The sequence below is a fragment of the Photobacterium nomapromontoriensis genome, from assembly GCF_050336815.1.
GTDB classification, from domain to species: Bacteria; Pseudomonadota; Gammaproteobacteria; order Enterobacterales; family Vibrionaceae; genus Photobacterium; species Photobacterium nomapromontoriensis.
This window is the reverse complement of the sequence record NZ_JAKJSL010000063.1, coordinates 1-16,555: the sequence shown is the minus strand read 5'-3', so window position 1 is coordinate 16,555 and position 16,555 is coordinate 1. Positions and strand designations below refer to the sequence as shown.

The 16,555-nt window shown below is 42.4% G+C and carries 13 protein-coding genes; 7 read left to right on the top strand and 6 right to left on the bottom strand.

Features of this window, described 5'->3' with window-relative positions; genetic code table 11:
- The first annotated feature begins 42 nt into the window (after positions 1–42).
- The 3 genes from L4D12_RS23520 to L4D12_RS23510 all read left to right on the top strand — a co-directional run bounded on the left by L4D12_RS23520 (position 43) and on the right by L4D12_RS23510 (position 4,811).
- Positions 43–837 (top strand): AraC family transcriptional regulator, encoded by a 795-nt coding sequence (locus L4D12_RS23520; RefSeq protein WP_428450262.1) that lies wholly within the window; start codon positions 43–45, stop codon positions 835–837.
- 447 nt (positions 838–1,284) lie between these two features.
- A complete protein-coding gene (locus tag L4D12_RS23515) occupies positions 1,285–2,589 on the top strand; it encodes an SLC5/6 family protein (RefSeq protein ID WP_428450276.1) in 1,305 nt (434 codons plus the stop codon).
- A 563-nt stretch (positions 2,590–3,152) separates the two neighbouring features.
- Complete coding sequence (locus L4D12_RS23510) at positions 3,153–4,811, top strand: chitinase (protein WP_428450261.1); 1,659 nt, start codon at positions 3,153–3,155, stop codon at positions 4,809–4,811.
- 97 nt (positions 4,812–4,908) lie between these two features.
- Here L4D12_RS23510 and L4D12_RS23505 read toward each other — a convergent pair whose 3' ends face one another.
- A complete protein-coding gene (locus L4D12_RS23505; protein ID WP_428450260.1) occupies positions 4,909–5,673 on the bottom strand; it encodes a DeoR/GlpR family transcriptional regulator in 765 nt (254 codons plus the stop codon).
- A gap of 476 nt (positions 5,674–6,149) precedes the next feature.
- Between L4D12_RS23505 and glpA the strand changes: the two genes are divergently transcribed.
- From glpA to glpC, 3 genes are read left to right on the top strand one after another with little or no spacing between them, the layout of a single operon-like run.
- Positions 6,150–7,802 carry an anaerobic glycerol-3-phosphate dehydrogenase subunit A gene (gene glpA / locus L4D12_RS23500; RefSeq protein WP_428450259.1) on the top strand — a complete coding sequence of 551 codons (1,653 nt, stop codon included), beginning with the start codon at positions 6,150–6,152 and terminating at the stop codon, positions 7,800–7,802.
- Entirely contained in the window at positions 7,799–9,172 is a 1,374-nt protein-coding gene (gene glpB / locus L4D12_RS23495; RefSeq protein ID WP_428450258.1) for a glycerol-3-phosphate dehydrogenase subunit GlpB, read from the top strand. The genes glpA and glpB overlap by 4 nt, the downstream gene beginning before the upstream one ends.
- Entirely contained in the window at positions 9,169–10,458 is a 1,290-nt protein-coding gene (gene glpC, locus L4D12_RS23490) for an anaerobic glycerol-3-phosphate dehydrogenase subunit GlpC (protein WP_428450257.1), read from the top strand. The genes glpB and glpC overlap by 4 nt, the downstream gene beginning before the upstream one ends.
- Positions 10,459–11,119: 661 nt before the next feature.
- On the opposite strand, the gene glpT is transcribed toward glpC, so the two are convergent.
- The 4 genes from glpT to L4D12_RS23470 form a co-directional block, all read right to left on the bottom strand.
- Entirely contained in the window at positions 11,120–12,487 is a 1,368-nt protein-coding gene (gene glpT, locus L4D12_RS23485) for a glycerol-3-phosphate transporter (RefSeq protein WP_428450256.1), read from the bottom strand.
- 534 nt (positions 12,488–13,021) lie between these two features.
- Complete coding sequence (locus L4D12_RS23480) at positions 13,022–14,164, bottom strand: iron-containing alcohol dehydrogenase (RefSeq protein ID WP_428450255.1); 1,143 nt, start codon at positions 14,162–14,164, stop codon at positions 13,022–13,024.
- Between the two features lie 368 nt (positions 14,165–14,532).
- Positions 14,533–14,967: a GNAT family N-acetyltransferase gene (locus L4D12_RS23475; RefSeq protein WP_428450254.1), complete on the bottom strand. Its 435-nt coding sequence runs from the start codon at positions 14,965–14,967 to the stop codon at positions 14,533–14,535.
- Between the two features lie 125 nt (positions 14,968–15,092).
- Positions 15,093–15,500 (bottom strand): GNAT family N-acetyltransferase, encoded by a 408-nt coding sequence (locus L4D12_RS23470; RefSeq protein WP_428450253.1) that lies wholly within the window; start codon positions 15,498–15,500, stop codon positions 15,093–15,095.
- Positions 15,501–15,794: 294 nt separating this feature from the next.
- Here L4D12_RS23470 and L4D12_RS23465 point away from each other — a divergent pair, with 294 nt between their 5' ends.
- The gene (locus L4D12_RS23465; protein WP_428450252.1) at positions 15,795–16,244 is read left to right on the top strand and encodes a DUF417 family protein; all 450 of its coding nucleotides are present in this window, start codon (positions 15,795–15,797) and stop codon (positions 16,242–16,244) included.
- A gap of 101 nt (positions 16,245–16,345) precedes the next feature.
- On the opposite strand, the gene L4D12_RS23460 is transcribed toward L4D12_RS23465, so the two are convergent.
- Positions 16,346–16,555: integrase core domain-containing protein (locus L4D12_RS23460; RefSeq protein WP_428450251.1), on the bottom strand; the 210-nt coding region annotated here is incomplete at its 5' end.

The following is a 16,555-nucleotide window of genomic DNA, read 5'->3' as shown; positions in this document are numbered from 1 at the left end:
TTACCGTAGCTATGTTTCTCACTGTAACGAAGAAAAGTGGCCATGAAAACGCTCTACCAACCTCTATTTGATGACGATAACCCACCCGGTGATATTTTTTTTGGTCATGAAGTCTTTCTGCCTAACACTTCAACCCCCAATCATTGCCACTCTTGGGGTCAGCTACAAATTATTAATGGCGGCATCTTAGAGTTAAAAGCAGAGAAAAAACGGTTTTTAACCCCTTCACAATACGCAGTGTGGGTTCCTGCCGGCGTCATGCATGAAAGTTATATCCGCCGTAGCTTAAACTATTGCTCAATGAACATTATCGATACACTGGCTAAGCCCCTCCCCGACTATGCCTGTTTGCTTGAGGTCAGCCCCATCATAGAGGCCATCATCAATGATCTGAAGGCAAGGCGTATTACAGTTCCTGAAACCGAACAGGATCAACGCTTAGTGAAAGTATTATTAGATCAGGTCTATCACGCTCAAAAGCACGAACAATTTCTACCAACCAGTAACGATAAGCTACTCAAACCCATTCTTAAAGAACTGGAACATAATCCAACCACAGAAAAAACGCTCAAAGAATGGGCTGCTGAGCGACATACTACCGAACGCACACTGGCGCGTCACTGCAGCGATAAACTGGGCATGAGCTTTACGGAATGGCGCCAACGCCGAAAGTTTATCTATTCACTGCATTTATTACGTCAAGGCTTGTCGGTAAAAGAAATTGCACTGACATTAGGCTACCATCAGGCCTCACCTTTTATCACCCTATTTAAACGTCACGCTCACTGCACCCCTGAACAATACCGACAGCGTTTTTACTCAGGTAATGAGAATTGATGACAACTATGCCGCTATTATGAATAAAGGCACTCACAATCAGTACACATTCCCGTCACCAATAAACAGATCCTCTAGTTTGATCCTATTCTGCACCTATAGATAAGTCATACAATTGTTAATTTATAGCTATAGTGTGCAGATCAGGACCAAAATCCACATATTTGCAATTATGTGAGCATCGTCAATGTCATAACTCTCTGACTTTTTACTATTTATTTGAACTAGATCTTACGATTTCCTTCTTAAAAAATGATAAAAATCAATAAAAAGAATCCCATTTCTGCCTTCTCTAATAAAACGGAAAAAGATGCTCATTTTTCCCTTATTGAGCAAAAACTTAGAAAGATTTTTTCTTCTTGTTCGCCTTAATATGCGCGCATACAAAACAATGTTAAATAATAATAAACCCTACACGGAGCAGCTATGAGCATGCACACAGACACCATGAATGGCTCAGCCAAAAACATTCCGCCTTACATAAAAGCGGGAATGTCCGAAACTGAATGGAAGAAAGCAATTAAGTTTGATAGCGTTGATATCGGCTGGATCGTAATGAGTATCGGTATGGCAATCGGTGCTGGTATCGTTTTTCTTCCGGTTCAAGTTGGCATCATGGGCCTTTGGGTATTTTTACTCTCGTCTATCATTGGCTACCCTGCCATGTATCTGTTCCAAAAACTATTTATCAATACCCTTGCTGAATCCAAAGAGTGTAAAGACTACCCTGCCATTATCTCTGGGTACTTAGGCAAAAACTGGGGGATAGCGCTCGGCGCACTTTACTTCATCATGCTGGTTATTTGGGTGCTGGTTTACTCATTAGCGGTGACGAATGACAGCTCATCTTATCTGCATTCATTTGGGATCACTGAAGGCCACCTTAATGAAAATGTATTCTATGGCTTAGCGCTAATCTGTGTGCTGTCATTCATTGGCAGCAAAGGTGAAAAAATCCTATTTAAACTGTCTGGCTTCATGGCCGTTACCGTACTCGCACTGGTTGCTGTAATGGGCTTGCTGCTGGTTGCGCGTTGGGATTTTACCAATATTCCTGCTGTTGGTGATTTTTTACCGATGTTAAAAGATGCCATCATCACACTGCCTTTTACCTTGACCTCTATTCTGTTCATTCAGTCACTGAGCCCAATGGTTATTTCTTACCGTTCACATGAGAAATCCATTGAAGTCGCACGCTATAAAGCCAGCCGAGCAATGACTGTCGCGTTCTCTATCCTGTTTGTCATTGTATTCTTCTTTGCGGTGTCATTTACCTTTGCAATCAGCCAAGAGCAAGCAATGGACGCAATGAACCGAAACGTATCTGCACTGGCAATCATCGCACACTACTATTCGGGTAGCTGGGCAACCGTTGCTGGTATCGTAATCAATATCTTTGCTGTAGTAACCTCATTCTTCGGCGTATTCCTTGCCTTCCGTGAAGCATGTAAAGGCCTAGCTATGAACCTTTTACTGCGTAAATACAAAGAAGAAGAAATTAATAGCGAATTGGTTAACAAAGGTGTAGTGGTATTTATCATCTTGCTTGCATGGTCAGCAATTGCACTAAATGCTCCGATTCTGTCATTCACCTCTATCTGTAGCCCTGTCTTTGGTCTGGTTGGCTGCCTGATCCCAGCTTACCTTGTACATAAAGTGCCAGAGCTTCACCAATATAAAGGCATGGCAACGAATCTGATTATTGCAACAGGTATCCTGCTATGTATCTCTCCAATCCTAGCATTTATCTAACGACGTAACGTTAAACATGATCCTCTAGGCCCACCTCGTATGGGCCTTTTTCTATTATTACATTTAATATTTTATATTCCAGAGCAATCTCAGAGGGTCATTTTAGCCCTCCTGAATTTGGTGCTTGCTCAAATAAATAATGCTACACTTGCAATCTAGTGAATTCACATAAAGAACCGCATCGCAGTTATTAAATTTAACAGAAAAAACATCTATTCAAACCCACACCTACCCCCTACGCGTAAACAATATAATAAACTACTGATTTCCTTATTTTCAGCCAAACAGCAAGATAAGATCCTGTAAGAATAATATATCAAGTCAAAAATCAACATATCAGCAAACTCCTCTACGAAATAAGAGTTGCTATATTTGATGAGGTTAAATAAAAACTGTGCTATTTCAAGCTGAATACACCACATCGCTATATCAGTATTCATTACACACTATTCTGCCAGCGCTAATTGACTGACAAACAATAACGCGACGCAGGTGCGCAGAGCCAGCGCATAGGAAATAGCGCAATAATACACGACATGAATACTAACTAAAGGAATATGAACATGTTGAAGATTAAACCTCTAGCCGCAATACTCGGTTGTACCCTCGCCACCAGTAGCTTTGCGATGAATATTCAACCCGATCCTGACAACCCTGGGGGCTATATTATCCCACGCGCAGATGTTGAAGCGGCAGAGCAAGCTAAAACGATAGATCCTATGTATGCCATCTGGGCTAAGGCATTAGAAACATTACCCAATGCTCAGGTTGAGGCCATTCTTCCCGGACTCGCCTCTAACCCAGTCAACGTTATCCGAGCTGAGCGGGTATTCCCTGAGTCTGAGTGGAGATTTCTGACCGACATGGCGGCACCTGAATATACCTATACCCGCTTCCTCCGTGCTATTGGTAAATTCCCCGCATTCTGTGGCGACTATACTGACGGACGCGATGCTGACGCCATTTGTAAAAAATCCATTATCACGGCCTTTGCTCACTTTGCCCAAGAAACAGGTGGCCATATTGCCGTTGACAACTACTGGGATAACCCGAAAGGCCTCGAAGAGTGGCAGCAAGCGCTTGTTCATGTTCGTGAAATGGGCTGGTCTGAAGGCCAACCGGGCTACACCACTGGTTGTGGTCAAAATGACTGGCAAAATAGAAAATGGCCATGTGCCGATGGCCAAGGTTATTTTGGCCGAGGAGCCAAACAACTGTCCTATCACTTCAACTATGGCGCCTTCTCTGAAGCCATGTACGCGGGTGATGCCACGATTCTGCTGAATAACCCAGCACTTGTTGCTGATTCATGGTTGAATCTGGCTTCTGCCATTTGGTTCTTCCTGACACCACAAGCCCCCAAACCTGCCATGCTCCATGTCATTGACCGCACCTGGAGCCCGTCAACCCGCGAGACTAGCGCTAATATCGGTTACGGTTTCGGCACGACCATCAATATTATTAACGGTGGTATCGAGTGTGGTGAACAAAACAAGGACAAAGGCCAGCCAGTTAACCGTATCCGCTACTGGGAAGGCTTACAAAACCACTACCAGATCCCTGTAGAGGCTGATGAGGTCAATACCTGTTGGCAACAAACGCCATACGGCAGTCTCAACCTTAACGGGGCAACGGATGTGCTTTATACCAACTGGGAAGCCGACTATACCTACCATGCCGACCGTCCAGGTGGCGTCTCATTTGAATGTAAACTGGTTGGTTACCAAACCGCTTATTCAGCACTTGTGAAGGGTGACTACGAAAAATGCGTGACTGACGTCTATGATGCCCAAGTGAGCTGGCCGACAGTACGTGTGGTTGATGGCCCTATTGATCCACCGATTGAGCCCCCCGTCGGTGAATTCCCCGCTTGGGATGCAGGAAAAGTGTATAACACTGGCGACAAAGTCAGTTACAACGGGGCAAACTATGAGGCTAAGTGGTGGTCACAAGGTAACGAGCCAGCGAAGGGAGATCCATGGAAACTGATCTCAGGCACAACGCCCGTTGAACCACCTGTCGAACCGCCAGTGAATCCCGAACCACCAGTCAATCCTGAGCCACCAGCCAGTGTAACCGTATGGGTTGCAGGTGAAACCATTGTCAGCAATGGTGATAAAGTCACAAATGACGGCAAATGTTACACCGCCAAAAATAACCCCGGTGTTTGGGACACCCCAACCGCTAGCAATTGGTTCTGGGATGAAGTTTCTTGCCAATAACTGCGTATAGCTAACACTATTCGTTAACGATAAAAGGGATGCTTTTGCATCCCTTTCTCATTCCATTCAGTCTAAGTCACATGATCGCATCTGTTCATCACTCAATAACTTCATACAGGATGTCATTATTCTTCAGGATTGTTGTGATTTCTTTTGGTGGCTCTTTATTCGTAATAATCATTTGCAATTCACTGATGTTACCCAGATTGACCATCGCGTTACGACCAAATTTAGTATGGTCTACCGCCAAGTATACACAGCGGCTATTTTCAATAATGGCTTTCTTAACGCGTACTTCATGGTAATCAAAATCCAGTAGTGAGCCATCAAAATCGATACCACTGATCCCTAATATCCCAAAATCCACCCGAAATTGCTTAATGAAATCTAATGTTGCTTCACCGACAATCCCCCCATCACGGTTACGCACTTCACCACCCGCAAGGATCACTTTAAAATCAGGATTTACCATTAAGATCATCGCAACATTTATGTTATTGGTGACGATCCTTAGGTTCTTATGGTTTTTTACTAAAGCTTTGGCAACAGACTCCGGCGTCGTACCAATATCAATAAATAGCGTTGCACCATCAGGAATATGTTTGACTAATGCTTCTGCAATGCGGTCCTTCTCGTTTAACTGCATCACTTTACGGGTCGTGTATGCCATATTCACAGAGCTTAAGGGGATTGTTGCACCACCATGATAACGACGAATTTTATTTTCTTCTGCTAATTCGTTTAAGTCACGACGTATCGTTTGTGGGCTAACGTTGAATTGCTCGACTAAATCATCGGTACTGATATATCCGTGTTGCTGTACAAGCTCGACTATTTCTTCATGTCTTGATAATTGTTTCACGTAATATTCCCCAATACATATGAATCAATGACTTATAAAATAGTGTACAAATTAGTCTGTAAAATTGGAAATAATTACGACGAATATATGTGATATGCCTCAAATAATGTTCGGAAAAGAAAAAGAAACGAAAAAAACGCACTTACCTTGCCTATTTTATCATCAGTTTAGATTAATTACTCTTATTCTTATGTCACTGAAACACAGGCTCGAGCATCACTTTTTGCCGATATCACCACGCCAAACTCCATACCCAAAAATCAGGCGGTAGCGGCTTCATAAATGCGCATGTTTGCCATGTACTGTCGATAATCCACAAAATCCCATGTTCGTTTTTTAGTAAAATGTGACTAAGCCAGCACAAAACAACCAAAACGAATGCGCGAACGAACATAATTGAGCTGAGTCAAAGAAAATACAGACCACAGGTCTCATCATAGATTGATACATCCAAAGTGGTAAATGGAGAGTAAATCATGCACAAAGCGTCTCGATTAGAAACTTCCGTGATCATCATAGGAGGCGGTGCGACAGGTACAGGGATCATGCGCGATTGTGCACTGCGCGGTATCGACTGTATTCTCATTGAAAAAGACGATTTAGCTTCCGGCACCACGGGAAGAAATCATGGTTTACTCCACTCTGGGGCACGCTATGCTGTGACGGATACAGAATCAGCAAGAGAATGTATCCACGAAAATAAGATCTTAAAAAATATCGCAAAGCATTGTGTTGAAGATACTCAAGGTCTGTTTATTTCTCTTCCTGATGATGATTTACGCTTTCAGGACACCTTCATCGAATCCTGCAGTGCTGCCGGTATTGAAACCAAACAGCTCACCCCAAAAGAAGCACTGTTATTAGAACCTAATGTCAATCCAGCCCTCATTGGGGCGGTGCAAGTACCCGATGGGACACTTGATCCCTTTCGCCTGTGTTCAGCCAATGTGCTCGATGCCAAAGAACATGGGGCACGGTTGTTAACTCACACTGTTGTTACTTCTCTGATTCGCCATCAAGACACGGTGTTAGGCGTCAATTGCATCAACACAAAAACCCATTCAAAATTTCAGATATTTGCCGCTGAAGTGATTAATGCCGCGGGGATTTGGGGACAGAACATTTGTGAATACGCAGAGTTAAGTATCAAAATGTTCCCAGCAAAAGGCTCACTACTGATCTTAGATTATCGGATTAATAACTTAGTGATTAACCGTTGCCGTAAGCCTTCTGATGCCGATATTTTAGTGCCAGGTGACACGATTTCACTGATAGGAACCACCTCTGAACATATCGATTACGATAAAATTGATGACCTGCATGTTAGTGCGAAAGAAGTCGATACGCTGTTACGTGAAGGGGCGAAATTAGCCCCCATCATGGCAAATACGCGGGTATTACGTGCTTATGCGGGCGTACGCCCATTAGTTGCAATGGATGATGATGGCAGCGGGCGTAATATCAGCCGGGGTATTGTATTACTCGATCATAGTGAGAAAGATGGCCTGCACGGTTTTACAACCATTACTGGCGGAAAATTAATGACGTCACGCCTGATGGCTGAAATGACTACCGACCTGATTGCCAGAAAACTGAATAATACTCACGAATGCACCACCCATTTGCGGCCACTTCCCGGGTCAAACAACGCCTCACTAATAACAAAGAAAACAGCCAGTCTGGCCAAGCCCGTTTATCAGAGTGCGCTCTATCGCCATGGTGAAAGAGCTCAAGATTTCTTAACCGAGAAGGCGAAAGATCAAGCCGTGATCTGCGAATGTGAAATGGTGACCCAAGGTGAAATCAACTATGCCATTAACCAGCTCGATGTCCATAACTTGGTGGATCTTCGCCGTCGAACACGTTTAGGTATGGGACCTTGCCAAGGAGAGCTCTGTACCTACCGAGCCGCAGGATTATTTCAAGAATGCGGACAAGTTAACGGCAATCAATCTAGCCAATTATTAACCCACTTTTTAGAAGAACGCTGGAAAGGTATTAAACCTGTATTCTGGGGTGATGCTTTACGCGAGGCTGAGTTCAGTTATTGGATTTATGAAGGGCTATTTGGCGCCAGTGATATTCCCCAAACACCTCACCAAGAAGAAGAGCAAGGGGCCACATTATGAATTTCGACACCATTATTATTGGCGGCGGTATGGCGGGTTTAAGCTGTGCGCTGCGCTGCCTAGAAGCGGGCCTAAAAACAGCCGTCATCGCCTCAGGCCAAAGTGCCCTACACTTCTCATCAGGCTCAATTGACGTCTTAGCCAAAAAACCCAACGGCGAACATGTTACTGATCCAATGGGTGCCATTGCCGAATTTGCAACACATTATCCTATGCATCCCTACGCAATATTAGGGGAAAATACAGTAAGCCGCGCTATCCATTGGTATCAAACCACATTAACCAATATCGGCGTACCACTGACATCCCAGCCTAACGGCTGCAATCATTATCGCATCACACCATTAGGGACAATGAAAGCGACATGGTTATCGCAACCCTTTATTCATCAATTCCCGATGGCTTTAGACAGCACGGACGTCAAAAAAATCGTCATGGTCGCCATTGATGGATTCCGTGATTTCCAACCCGCATTGGCGCAGGATAATCTGGCATTAATCCCGCAATTATCGGATATTGAAATCACGACGGCGACAGTGTCTTTGTCAGCGTTTAATGAACTTAAGCGTAACCACTGTGAATTACGTTCAATTGATCTTTCACGCCTTCTGTCAAAACCAGCACATTTGAAAGAGTTTGCTCACGCGTTACAACAACATGCCAATCCGGGGGATTTAGTGGTGATCCCAGCTATTTTTGGAAATGGTACAGGCCTCGCTCGCTTAAACGAAATAGAAGCCATAACACAACTTACGCTGTGCGAAGTGCCCACAATGCCACCATCATTGCTGGGTATTCGATTAGAAGAATCAATGAAACACGCGTTCATTCAGCAAGGTGGAATCCTACTTAATGGTGACTCGGTGGTTCAAGGTGAGTTTTCCTATGTTGATAGCCATGACGTAGAGCCTTCCCATTACCAACTCAACTGCATTTTCACCAAAAACCATCGCGACTTTCCACTGCATGCCAAACACTTTGTCCTTGCCACTGGCAGTTTCTTTAGCCAAGGTTTAAAAGCCAATGTAAATGTATTAGAAGAGCCTATCTTTGGTTTAGACATCGTCCAAAGTGAGGCGCGTACAGATTGGTACAATCCTTGTTTTTTCAGCCCACAATCTCACCCATTCCTAAGTATGGGGGTAACAACCAACTCACAATTACAAGCGATAAAATCAGGCTATACCATCAGTAACCTATACTGCTCAGGCGCAATTCTTTCTGGTTATAATCCAGTATTAGAAGGCAGTGGAAGTGGTGTCGCGATAAGTTCTGGATTTCACGCAGCAGAATCGATAATTAAACAGCTAAACCCTGATTTTTTATCCGCTAATCATACAGAAACAAGCCAGCAAGAGGTCGTATTATGAGCAGCCCACTCTTTAACTCGAACTTATTAAAAATAAATGAGTCATTAAAAGCGGAGCTGATTTTCAGAGCCCCCACCAATACGAGTTTTGATCAATGCATAAAATGCACCGTTTGTACGGTCTATTGCCCTGTTGCAAAAGAAAACCCTGACTACCCAGGCCCCAAGCAATGCGGCCCAGATGGAGAACGGTTACGGTTTAAAAGCCCTGACTATTATGACGAAGCATTAAAGCTATGCACCAACTGTAAACGCTGCGAAACAGCTTGTCCGTCAGGAGTTAAAATTGGTGACATGATTGCGGTAGCACGAGGGAAGTATGGTAGTCCAACTTATAATATGAAGGGCATTCGTGATTTCGTATTAAGCCATACCGATTTATTCGGTTCGATTGCGACACCTGTCGCTCCTATCGTAAACGCAATAACCAGTGTCCCTCTCGTAAAAACAGTCATGCATAAAACCATTGGCGTTCATGACCATAAATCGCTACCAAAATATTCTCATGGCACATTCCGAAAATGGTACAAAAACGAAGTAAACGATCAATCAATATTCCAACGGCAAGTGCATTATTTTCATGGCTGTTTTGTAAATTATAACCATCCACAGCTCGGCAAAGACTTCATTAAAGTCATGAATAGTATGAATATTGGCGTTCAACTATTAGATAAAGAAAAATGCTGTGGTGTCCCGCTTATTGCTAATGGTTACCATAAAAAAGCACAAAAAAATGCCGAATTCAACGTCGCTAATTTAGAAGCTGCTATTGAGCGCCAAGATGTTCCGATCCTATCAACATCATCAACCTGTTCATTCACATTACAGCAAGAATACCCACATGTGTTAGATGTTGATAACAGCAAAGTTGTAAAAAAAATTGAATATGTAACACGTTTTTTATTAAAGGAAATCATGAATGGCAGAGGGCCTAAAATGAAGCCTTTGAATAAAAAAATTGTTTACCATACCCCTTGTCACTTAGAACGCAGTGGCGGAAACATCTATACTATCGAACTACTCCGTGCAATACCTGGCTTAGAGGTTCAAGTGCTTGACAGCGAATGCTGTGGCCTTGCGGGAACGTATGGTTTTAAAACTGAAAACTACGATACGTCTATCGCTATTGGCAGAAACGTATTTAATCAAATCATTGAATCTAAAGCAGACTATGCCATCACTGACTGTGAAACCTGCAAGTGGCAAATTGAAGAAAACACCCATATCACCACGATTCACCCCATATCTTTACTCTGTGAAGCATTAGACCTGTCACATAACGAATAGAAGACAGAAAACAATATGCTGATTGACGGCTTAACGCTTTCAATCAGCTTTTTTCTGTCATTATTAGAACCATCAGAAATCCCATATAATATTCCCCATTTTGGTATCACAGAATTATAAAGCCTTCTGAAACCGCTTCACTTTTCTACATCAATAAGTGGCATTATTACCCTAAAAAGCTCAGTGGATCATCTTCAATTTTGCATATTGAGGTAACTTGAATATACACAACCGTGAATACCTAACAACCTCAGACTGCTCTTTTCGACAATGTAGTTACCCCGCGCAATATAAGTCAACACCAGCAAGTCCACCTCATGCTCTCTGTTTCAAATAATTGAGGCCACACTCAGCTCTATCTTATTTGCTAACCAATTAAATGTATTTTACTTTGCTTTGAATTTGAATTTGAATTTGAATTTGAATTTGAATTTGAATTTGAAAATTAAAGCACTGATGCTGATATGTGAGCATAGCTATATCAAGTTCGATATTGTTTTCACACAGTTTAGTCTGCATCTTTTTCCAATGAATTTTTTGGCATGATAGTATTAAAGATATAAGTAGCGGGGGAAATCGTTGCGGACATTTTACTTCAGAGGCGAAATTACATTGATTATAATAGCAAAGAGGCAGTATTTCACTGCCTCTTTATTTGTTTTTATGACGCTAACAGTTCCTTCTCACGCTCTTTCTTTTGATGGAAAGCACGCTCACCGAAATATGCATAACTCAAGCAAATAATTGAAACGACACACGATCCAACCAGGATCATGAAACCACCATCCCAACCGAAATGGTCAACCGTGTAACCAAGCACAATGTTAGCAACAACAGCACCACCAAGGTAACCAAACAGCCCTGTCAAACCAGCAGCAGTACCAGCCGCTTTCTTAGGTGCTAACTCCAGTGCGTACAGACCAATCAACATTACCGGACCGTAAATTAAGAAGCCAATCGCTACCAGTGCAATCATATCGATTGTCGGGTTACCCGCTGGGTTAAACCAGTAAACCAAGACTGAAATAGTGACCAGGGCCATGAACAGAATACCCGCAGGTGCACGACGGCCTTTGAACAACTTATCTGAAATCCAACCACATAATAAAGTACCTGGGATACCCGCCCACTCATACAGGAAGTAAGCCCAAGAAGATTCATCGACAGAAAAATCTTTTGCTTCTTTTAGATAGACTGGCGCCCAGTCAAGCACACCGTAACGAATTAAGTATACAAAGGCATTGGCAATCGCAATTGACCACAATAACTTATTAGAAAAGACATACTTGAAGAAAATTTCCTTCGCTGTCATTTCTGTTTCATGCGACTTGTCGTAATTGTCTGGGTAATCCTCTTTATATTCTTCAATTGGCGGCAAACCACAAGACTGCGGCGTGTCGCGTACTGTCACCCAAATATAGATAGCGACAAGCGTTGCGCAGAGTGCGGGTACGTAAAAAGCGGCACGCCAATCATCATTAAATGCCCAGAGACCAAGAAGGAATAAAGGACCGATCAATCCTCCACCAACATTATGGGCAACATTCCAAACTGAAACAATGCCTCCACGTTCTTTACTCGACCACCAGTGCACCATTGTACGTCCGCATGCAGGCCAGCCCATACCTTGGAACCAACCATTTAAAAACAGCAGAATAAACATCGCGGTGATGCTACCTGTCGCCCATGGCATGAAACCAAAACAGAACATAACAAGCGCAGACATCAATAGACCGGCACTGAGGAAATAACGCGGGTTCGAGCGGTCAGAAACATTACCCATAAGGAATTTAGATAAGCCATAAGCGATAGACACACCCGCTAATGCAACTCCTAAATCACCACGGCTAAAGCCCTGCTCAATAAGATACGGCATTGCCAAACTGAAATTTTTACGAACTAAATAATAACCGGCATAGCCAATAAATATACCGAGAAAAAGTTGCCAGCGTAGCCGCGTATAGACTCCATCTATCTTATCGGAGGATAAGCGATCTATGTGTGCTTTGGGCTTGAATATACCAAACATAGGGGACCTCATTATTATTGTGTGTAAAGGTACATAAATGTTCGAACGAATACAAACGCTCGTAAACGAAACACCCTCATTGTAGGAATATGGAATTTAATTTCTGTGAGAACTGCGACATAAAGGTTAAATTTGATTAAATACAGGTAATTATCCGCTATTATCTTGAGCTCCCCATCATTTTCACAAAAATTCGTTTGTTTTCTTTAGAGCAGAAATCGAACACACACCATCTTTCGACAACATGTTCGCACCTATAGTCAAATTGATGGGTGATGATTGTTTGCATAAGGTACTGAACAAGCGGCATTTAACAACGCTTCACCTACAAAACATTAATCGTTGGTAAAAACCATAACCAAGCCTTTAGGCATGTTGACACGATGAGATAAATCCCCACCGAGCAATATATACGGTACCCGGCGCTCATCCTCAGAGCATGATGCCCACACTCTCTTTGCTGGCATAACAACTAAAAAAGCCCGCAAAATTAAATTTACGGGCTTTTCATCACACAGAAAAGAAGCCTATCGATCAATATTGACCGTAGTAGGCTTGGGTATAGATGTCTTTTACACTGTCAGGTGATGGTGTACCTGGGTTTGTCAATGTACAAGGATCATTGAATGCATTGTCACTCATACGATCTAGCACCGCGAGAAAGGCCTCTTCACTGATCGTTACTTCATCTATATCTTTAAGCGCTACCGGAATATTCAATTGATGATTAATCGTCAATATTGCATCTTCTAGCGAAGCTATGCCCAAGTATTGCTCCATTTCGGCGTATTTATCAGTAAATTGCTTATTGTATTTCACAATATACGGCAACAAAATGGCATTAGCTAAACCATGGGTTACACCAAACTCACCGCCTATTTTATGTGCTAAGGAGTGTACTAATCCAAGTGACACATTAGAAAATGCCATGCCCGCTAGCGTCGAGGCATTGTGCATTTTGTCTCGCCCTTGCATGTTTTCACCATTTTCATACACATTAACGAGGTTCTCAAATACCAACTTCGTCGCTCGCATCGCCAGCGGATCCGAATAATCATTAGCCGCAATAGACACAAAGGCTTCAAGTGCATGTGCCATCACATCCATACCGGTATTCGCGGTAATATGCGCGGGCATTTTTGCGGGTAATACGGGATCAATGATCGCAATATCTGGCACGATATGTTCTGACACTATCGGGTATTTCACATGCTCAGCCAGATCAGTGATCACGGAAAATGCAGTAATTTCTGATGCCGTGCCACTGGTAGAAGGAATGGCAATAAACTTGGCCTTGTTACGCAACGCTGGCATTGCACCTACGGGTAAAATATCAGCCAATGTCAGTTCTGGATGTTCATAGAAGCACCACATGATTTTTGCTGCGTCCAATGCAGAACCACCGCCAATCGCCACAATCCAATCTGGCTCAAACTCCTGCATTAATAGAGCGCCCTTTTTGACTGTCTCAACCGAAGGGTTAGGTTCTACGCCATCAAATACACAGGACTCAATATCAGCTTTACTTAACATCGCTTGTACTTGATCAATGAAACCAAACCGTTTCATTGATCTGCCTCCCGTAACAATCACTGCCCTACGTCCTTGAATATTGGCCAATTCTGCGAGTGAACCTTCACCAAAAGCAATGTTGTTAGGGATCTTAAACTTATTCATAAATCACTCCAATAGTTAATAATATATGGGATTGAACTGTGAAAGCGTTATTCGATATTAATGAGAACCATTATTGCTTATATTTTATCCAGTAACTGCCTACGATCATTAATATCATCTATTCGATTGATAGCTAAAATCTATAAAAATGGACTGTAAATAGAAATGACACTGACTGTATTTTCTTAATAAACCGCATCAAATCACAAAATAGCCCTTATTAATGTGAGTGATTTCCATTATTTTGCTTTGTTCATCATTAGAACCAAAAATATCTATGCAGATTAAATCATGATCTGATTTTCAGCAGCCAATGCACAAAACTTCAGCCCTCACACATAGGCTTGTTCAAGCTATATAACCTTTTTTTATACGCGTGCTATTTTATAGTGCATTGCAATAAGCTGATGTTCACCAACAACCTCAACCTCTTTGATAAACATGAACCCAAACTTTTCATAGAACTTTCTGAGATAACAGTGAGCGTGAATTTCAATAGAACCCACTTCGATCTTTTGGGCATACACCATGAATGCCTGAACAACTTTTGAAGCTACGCCTAGCCCTCTGTATTCCTCAGTGACGGCAACTCTAGCCAAAATCGACATCCCATCTTCTTTTACCGTTAATCGAGCTGTTGCTATTGCTTCACCTTTATTGGTTACAACTAAATGAAAGGACTCTTTATCCAATCCATCCAGATCCAGTTCCGATGGGATATTTTGCTCAACAGTAAATACTTGATAACGGATAGCTTGAGACAGCTTAGTAAGTTCGGCTCCCTTGCCGATAGTCACTTCCATTGTTATTTTCCTTTTAATACATAGCAATTCGCTCAGGAGCAAAAGATCCAAGGTAAACGGTAACCTAAACGGCTATCCATTTTTTGAACCGTTAAAGCGACTTATTATGTCGTTATTTTGCTATATTAGTGATCGTTTCCGGCATAGATCCACATTGGTTCCGTTTTGCCGGCTCGTTCAAAACCCAGATTATGATAAAAGCCTACGGCATCACCATCAGCGGTTAGCGTTTGTTGATGAAAACCTTTGTATTTGGTTTGCATCAGTTCCATCATCTTTCGTCCAACACCCAAACCTTGGAAATTTGGATCAACTAACAAATGCGGATAATAAACGACCAAGTAACCATCAGAAATTGCGTTTCCTAATCCAATTAATTGACCACCCAATCGTGCTATAACCAATGTGTCTGAATTTAGTAACGCCGGCAGGAGTTTTTGAGGAACATCAGCAGATGACCACTTATTTGCGCGATACAGGTTAACAACCTCAGACTCTGAGATATCCTTACTTATTTGCACTGAAACGTCCATTTTCCCTCTGCTTCATAACGAATGGCATTGATTTAGTACCATTCCAACAAACCAAGTATCAATATCTACGGCAAAGATTCGACTGGCAAGGTACTGACCCATAAAACCCGCTCTGGTTCCAAAATATTGGCCGTTTTCATCACCACCCATGCGCATTATTTACTGATATAAAACGTGAACAACGCCTCAGCCAAGTATTGGCCGCAACCTTATCTGTAAGAAAAACACAGCCACTGAAATTTTTTCTGTACTGGCTCGGTCATATTCTCAGATTTTATTTATGGAGCACTATTTATGCACGTTCAACCCCCCAGCCTAAAACAGAGCAACATTGGATATTACCTTGGTGTTATTGGGGTAGCACTCGTTTTAGCGTGGATTGGTATCTACAAATTTACCCCCACTGAAGCCAAACTCATTGAGCCATTAATCGCGAACCATCCCGCGATGAGCTGGCTGTATGACATTCTCTCTGTTCAGGCTGTATCGAATCTCGTTGGGGGAACTGAAATCATTATTGCTATAGGTCTTATTCTGGGTTTTAAAAACACTAAGCTTGCCTATTACTCGGGTATTTTCGCTGCGTTAATCTTTATCACGACACTAAGCTTTTTACTTACAACACCAAACACTTGGAAGCTATCTGATGGTGTACTGGTTACTAATTTTTTCTTAGTAAAAGACATTCTATTTCTCGCAATAGCGATAACTGTTATTGAGCGAAACAAAACCACCAAACCATAACGATAAGGAGCTGGCATCATACAATGTCAGCTCTTTTACCTAACGAACGGCATTGGCGCCTCCAAACCTGACAAGAGTCTTGTAACAAGATACTGTAGTGGTCAACTAAAATTGGCCACGGTTTTAGAGTTTAACCAGAACAATCGCTCTGATTCATTCGGTGTCAGTCCGCCATTATATTGATGTGGACGAAGCTGACTGTAATACCCAATGATATATCGAATGATCTCTTGCTGAGCCTCGACAAAACTACGATAACCCACCGAAGGTATCCATTCTGTCTTCAAACTTCTAAAGAAGCGCTCCATGGG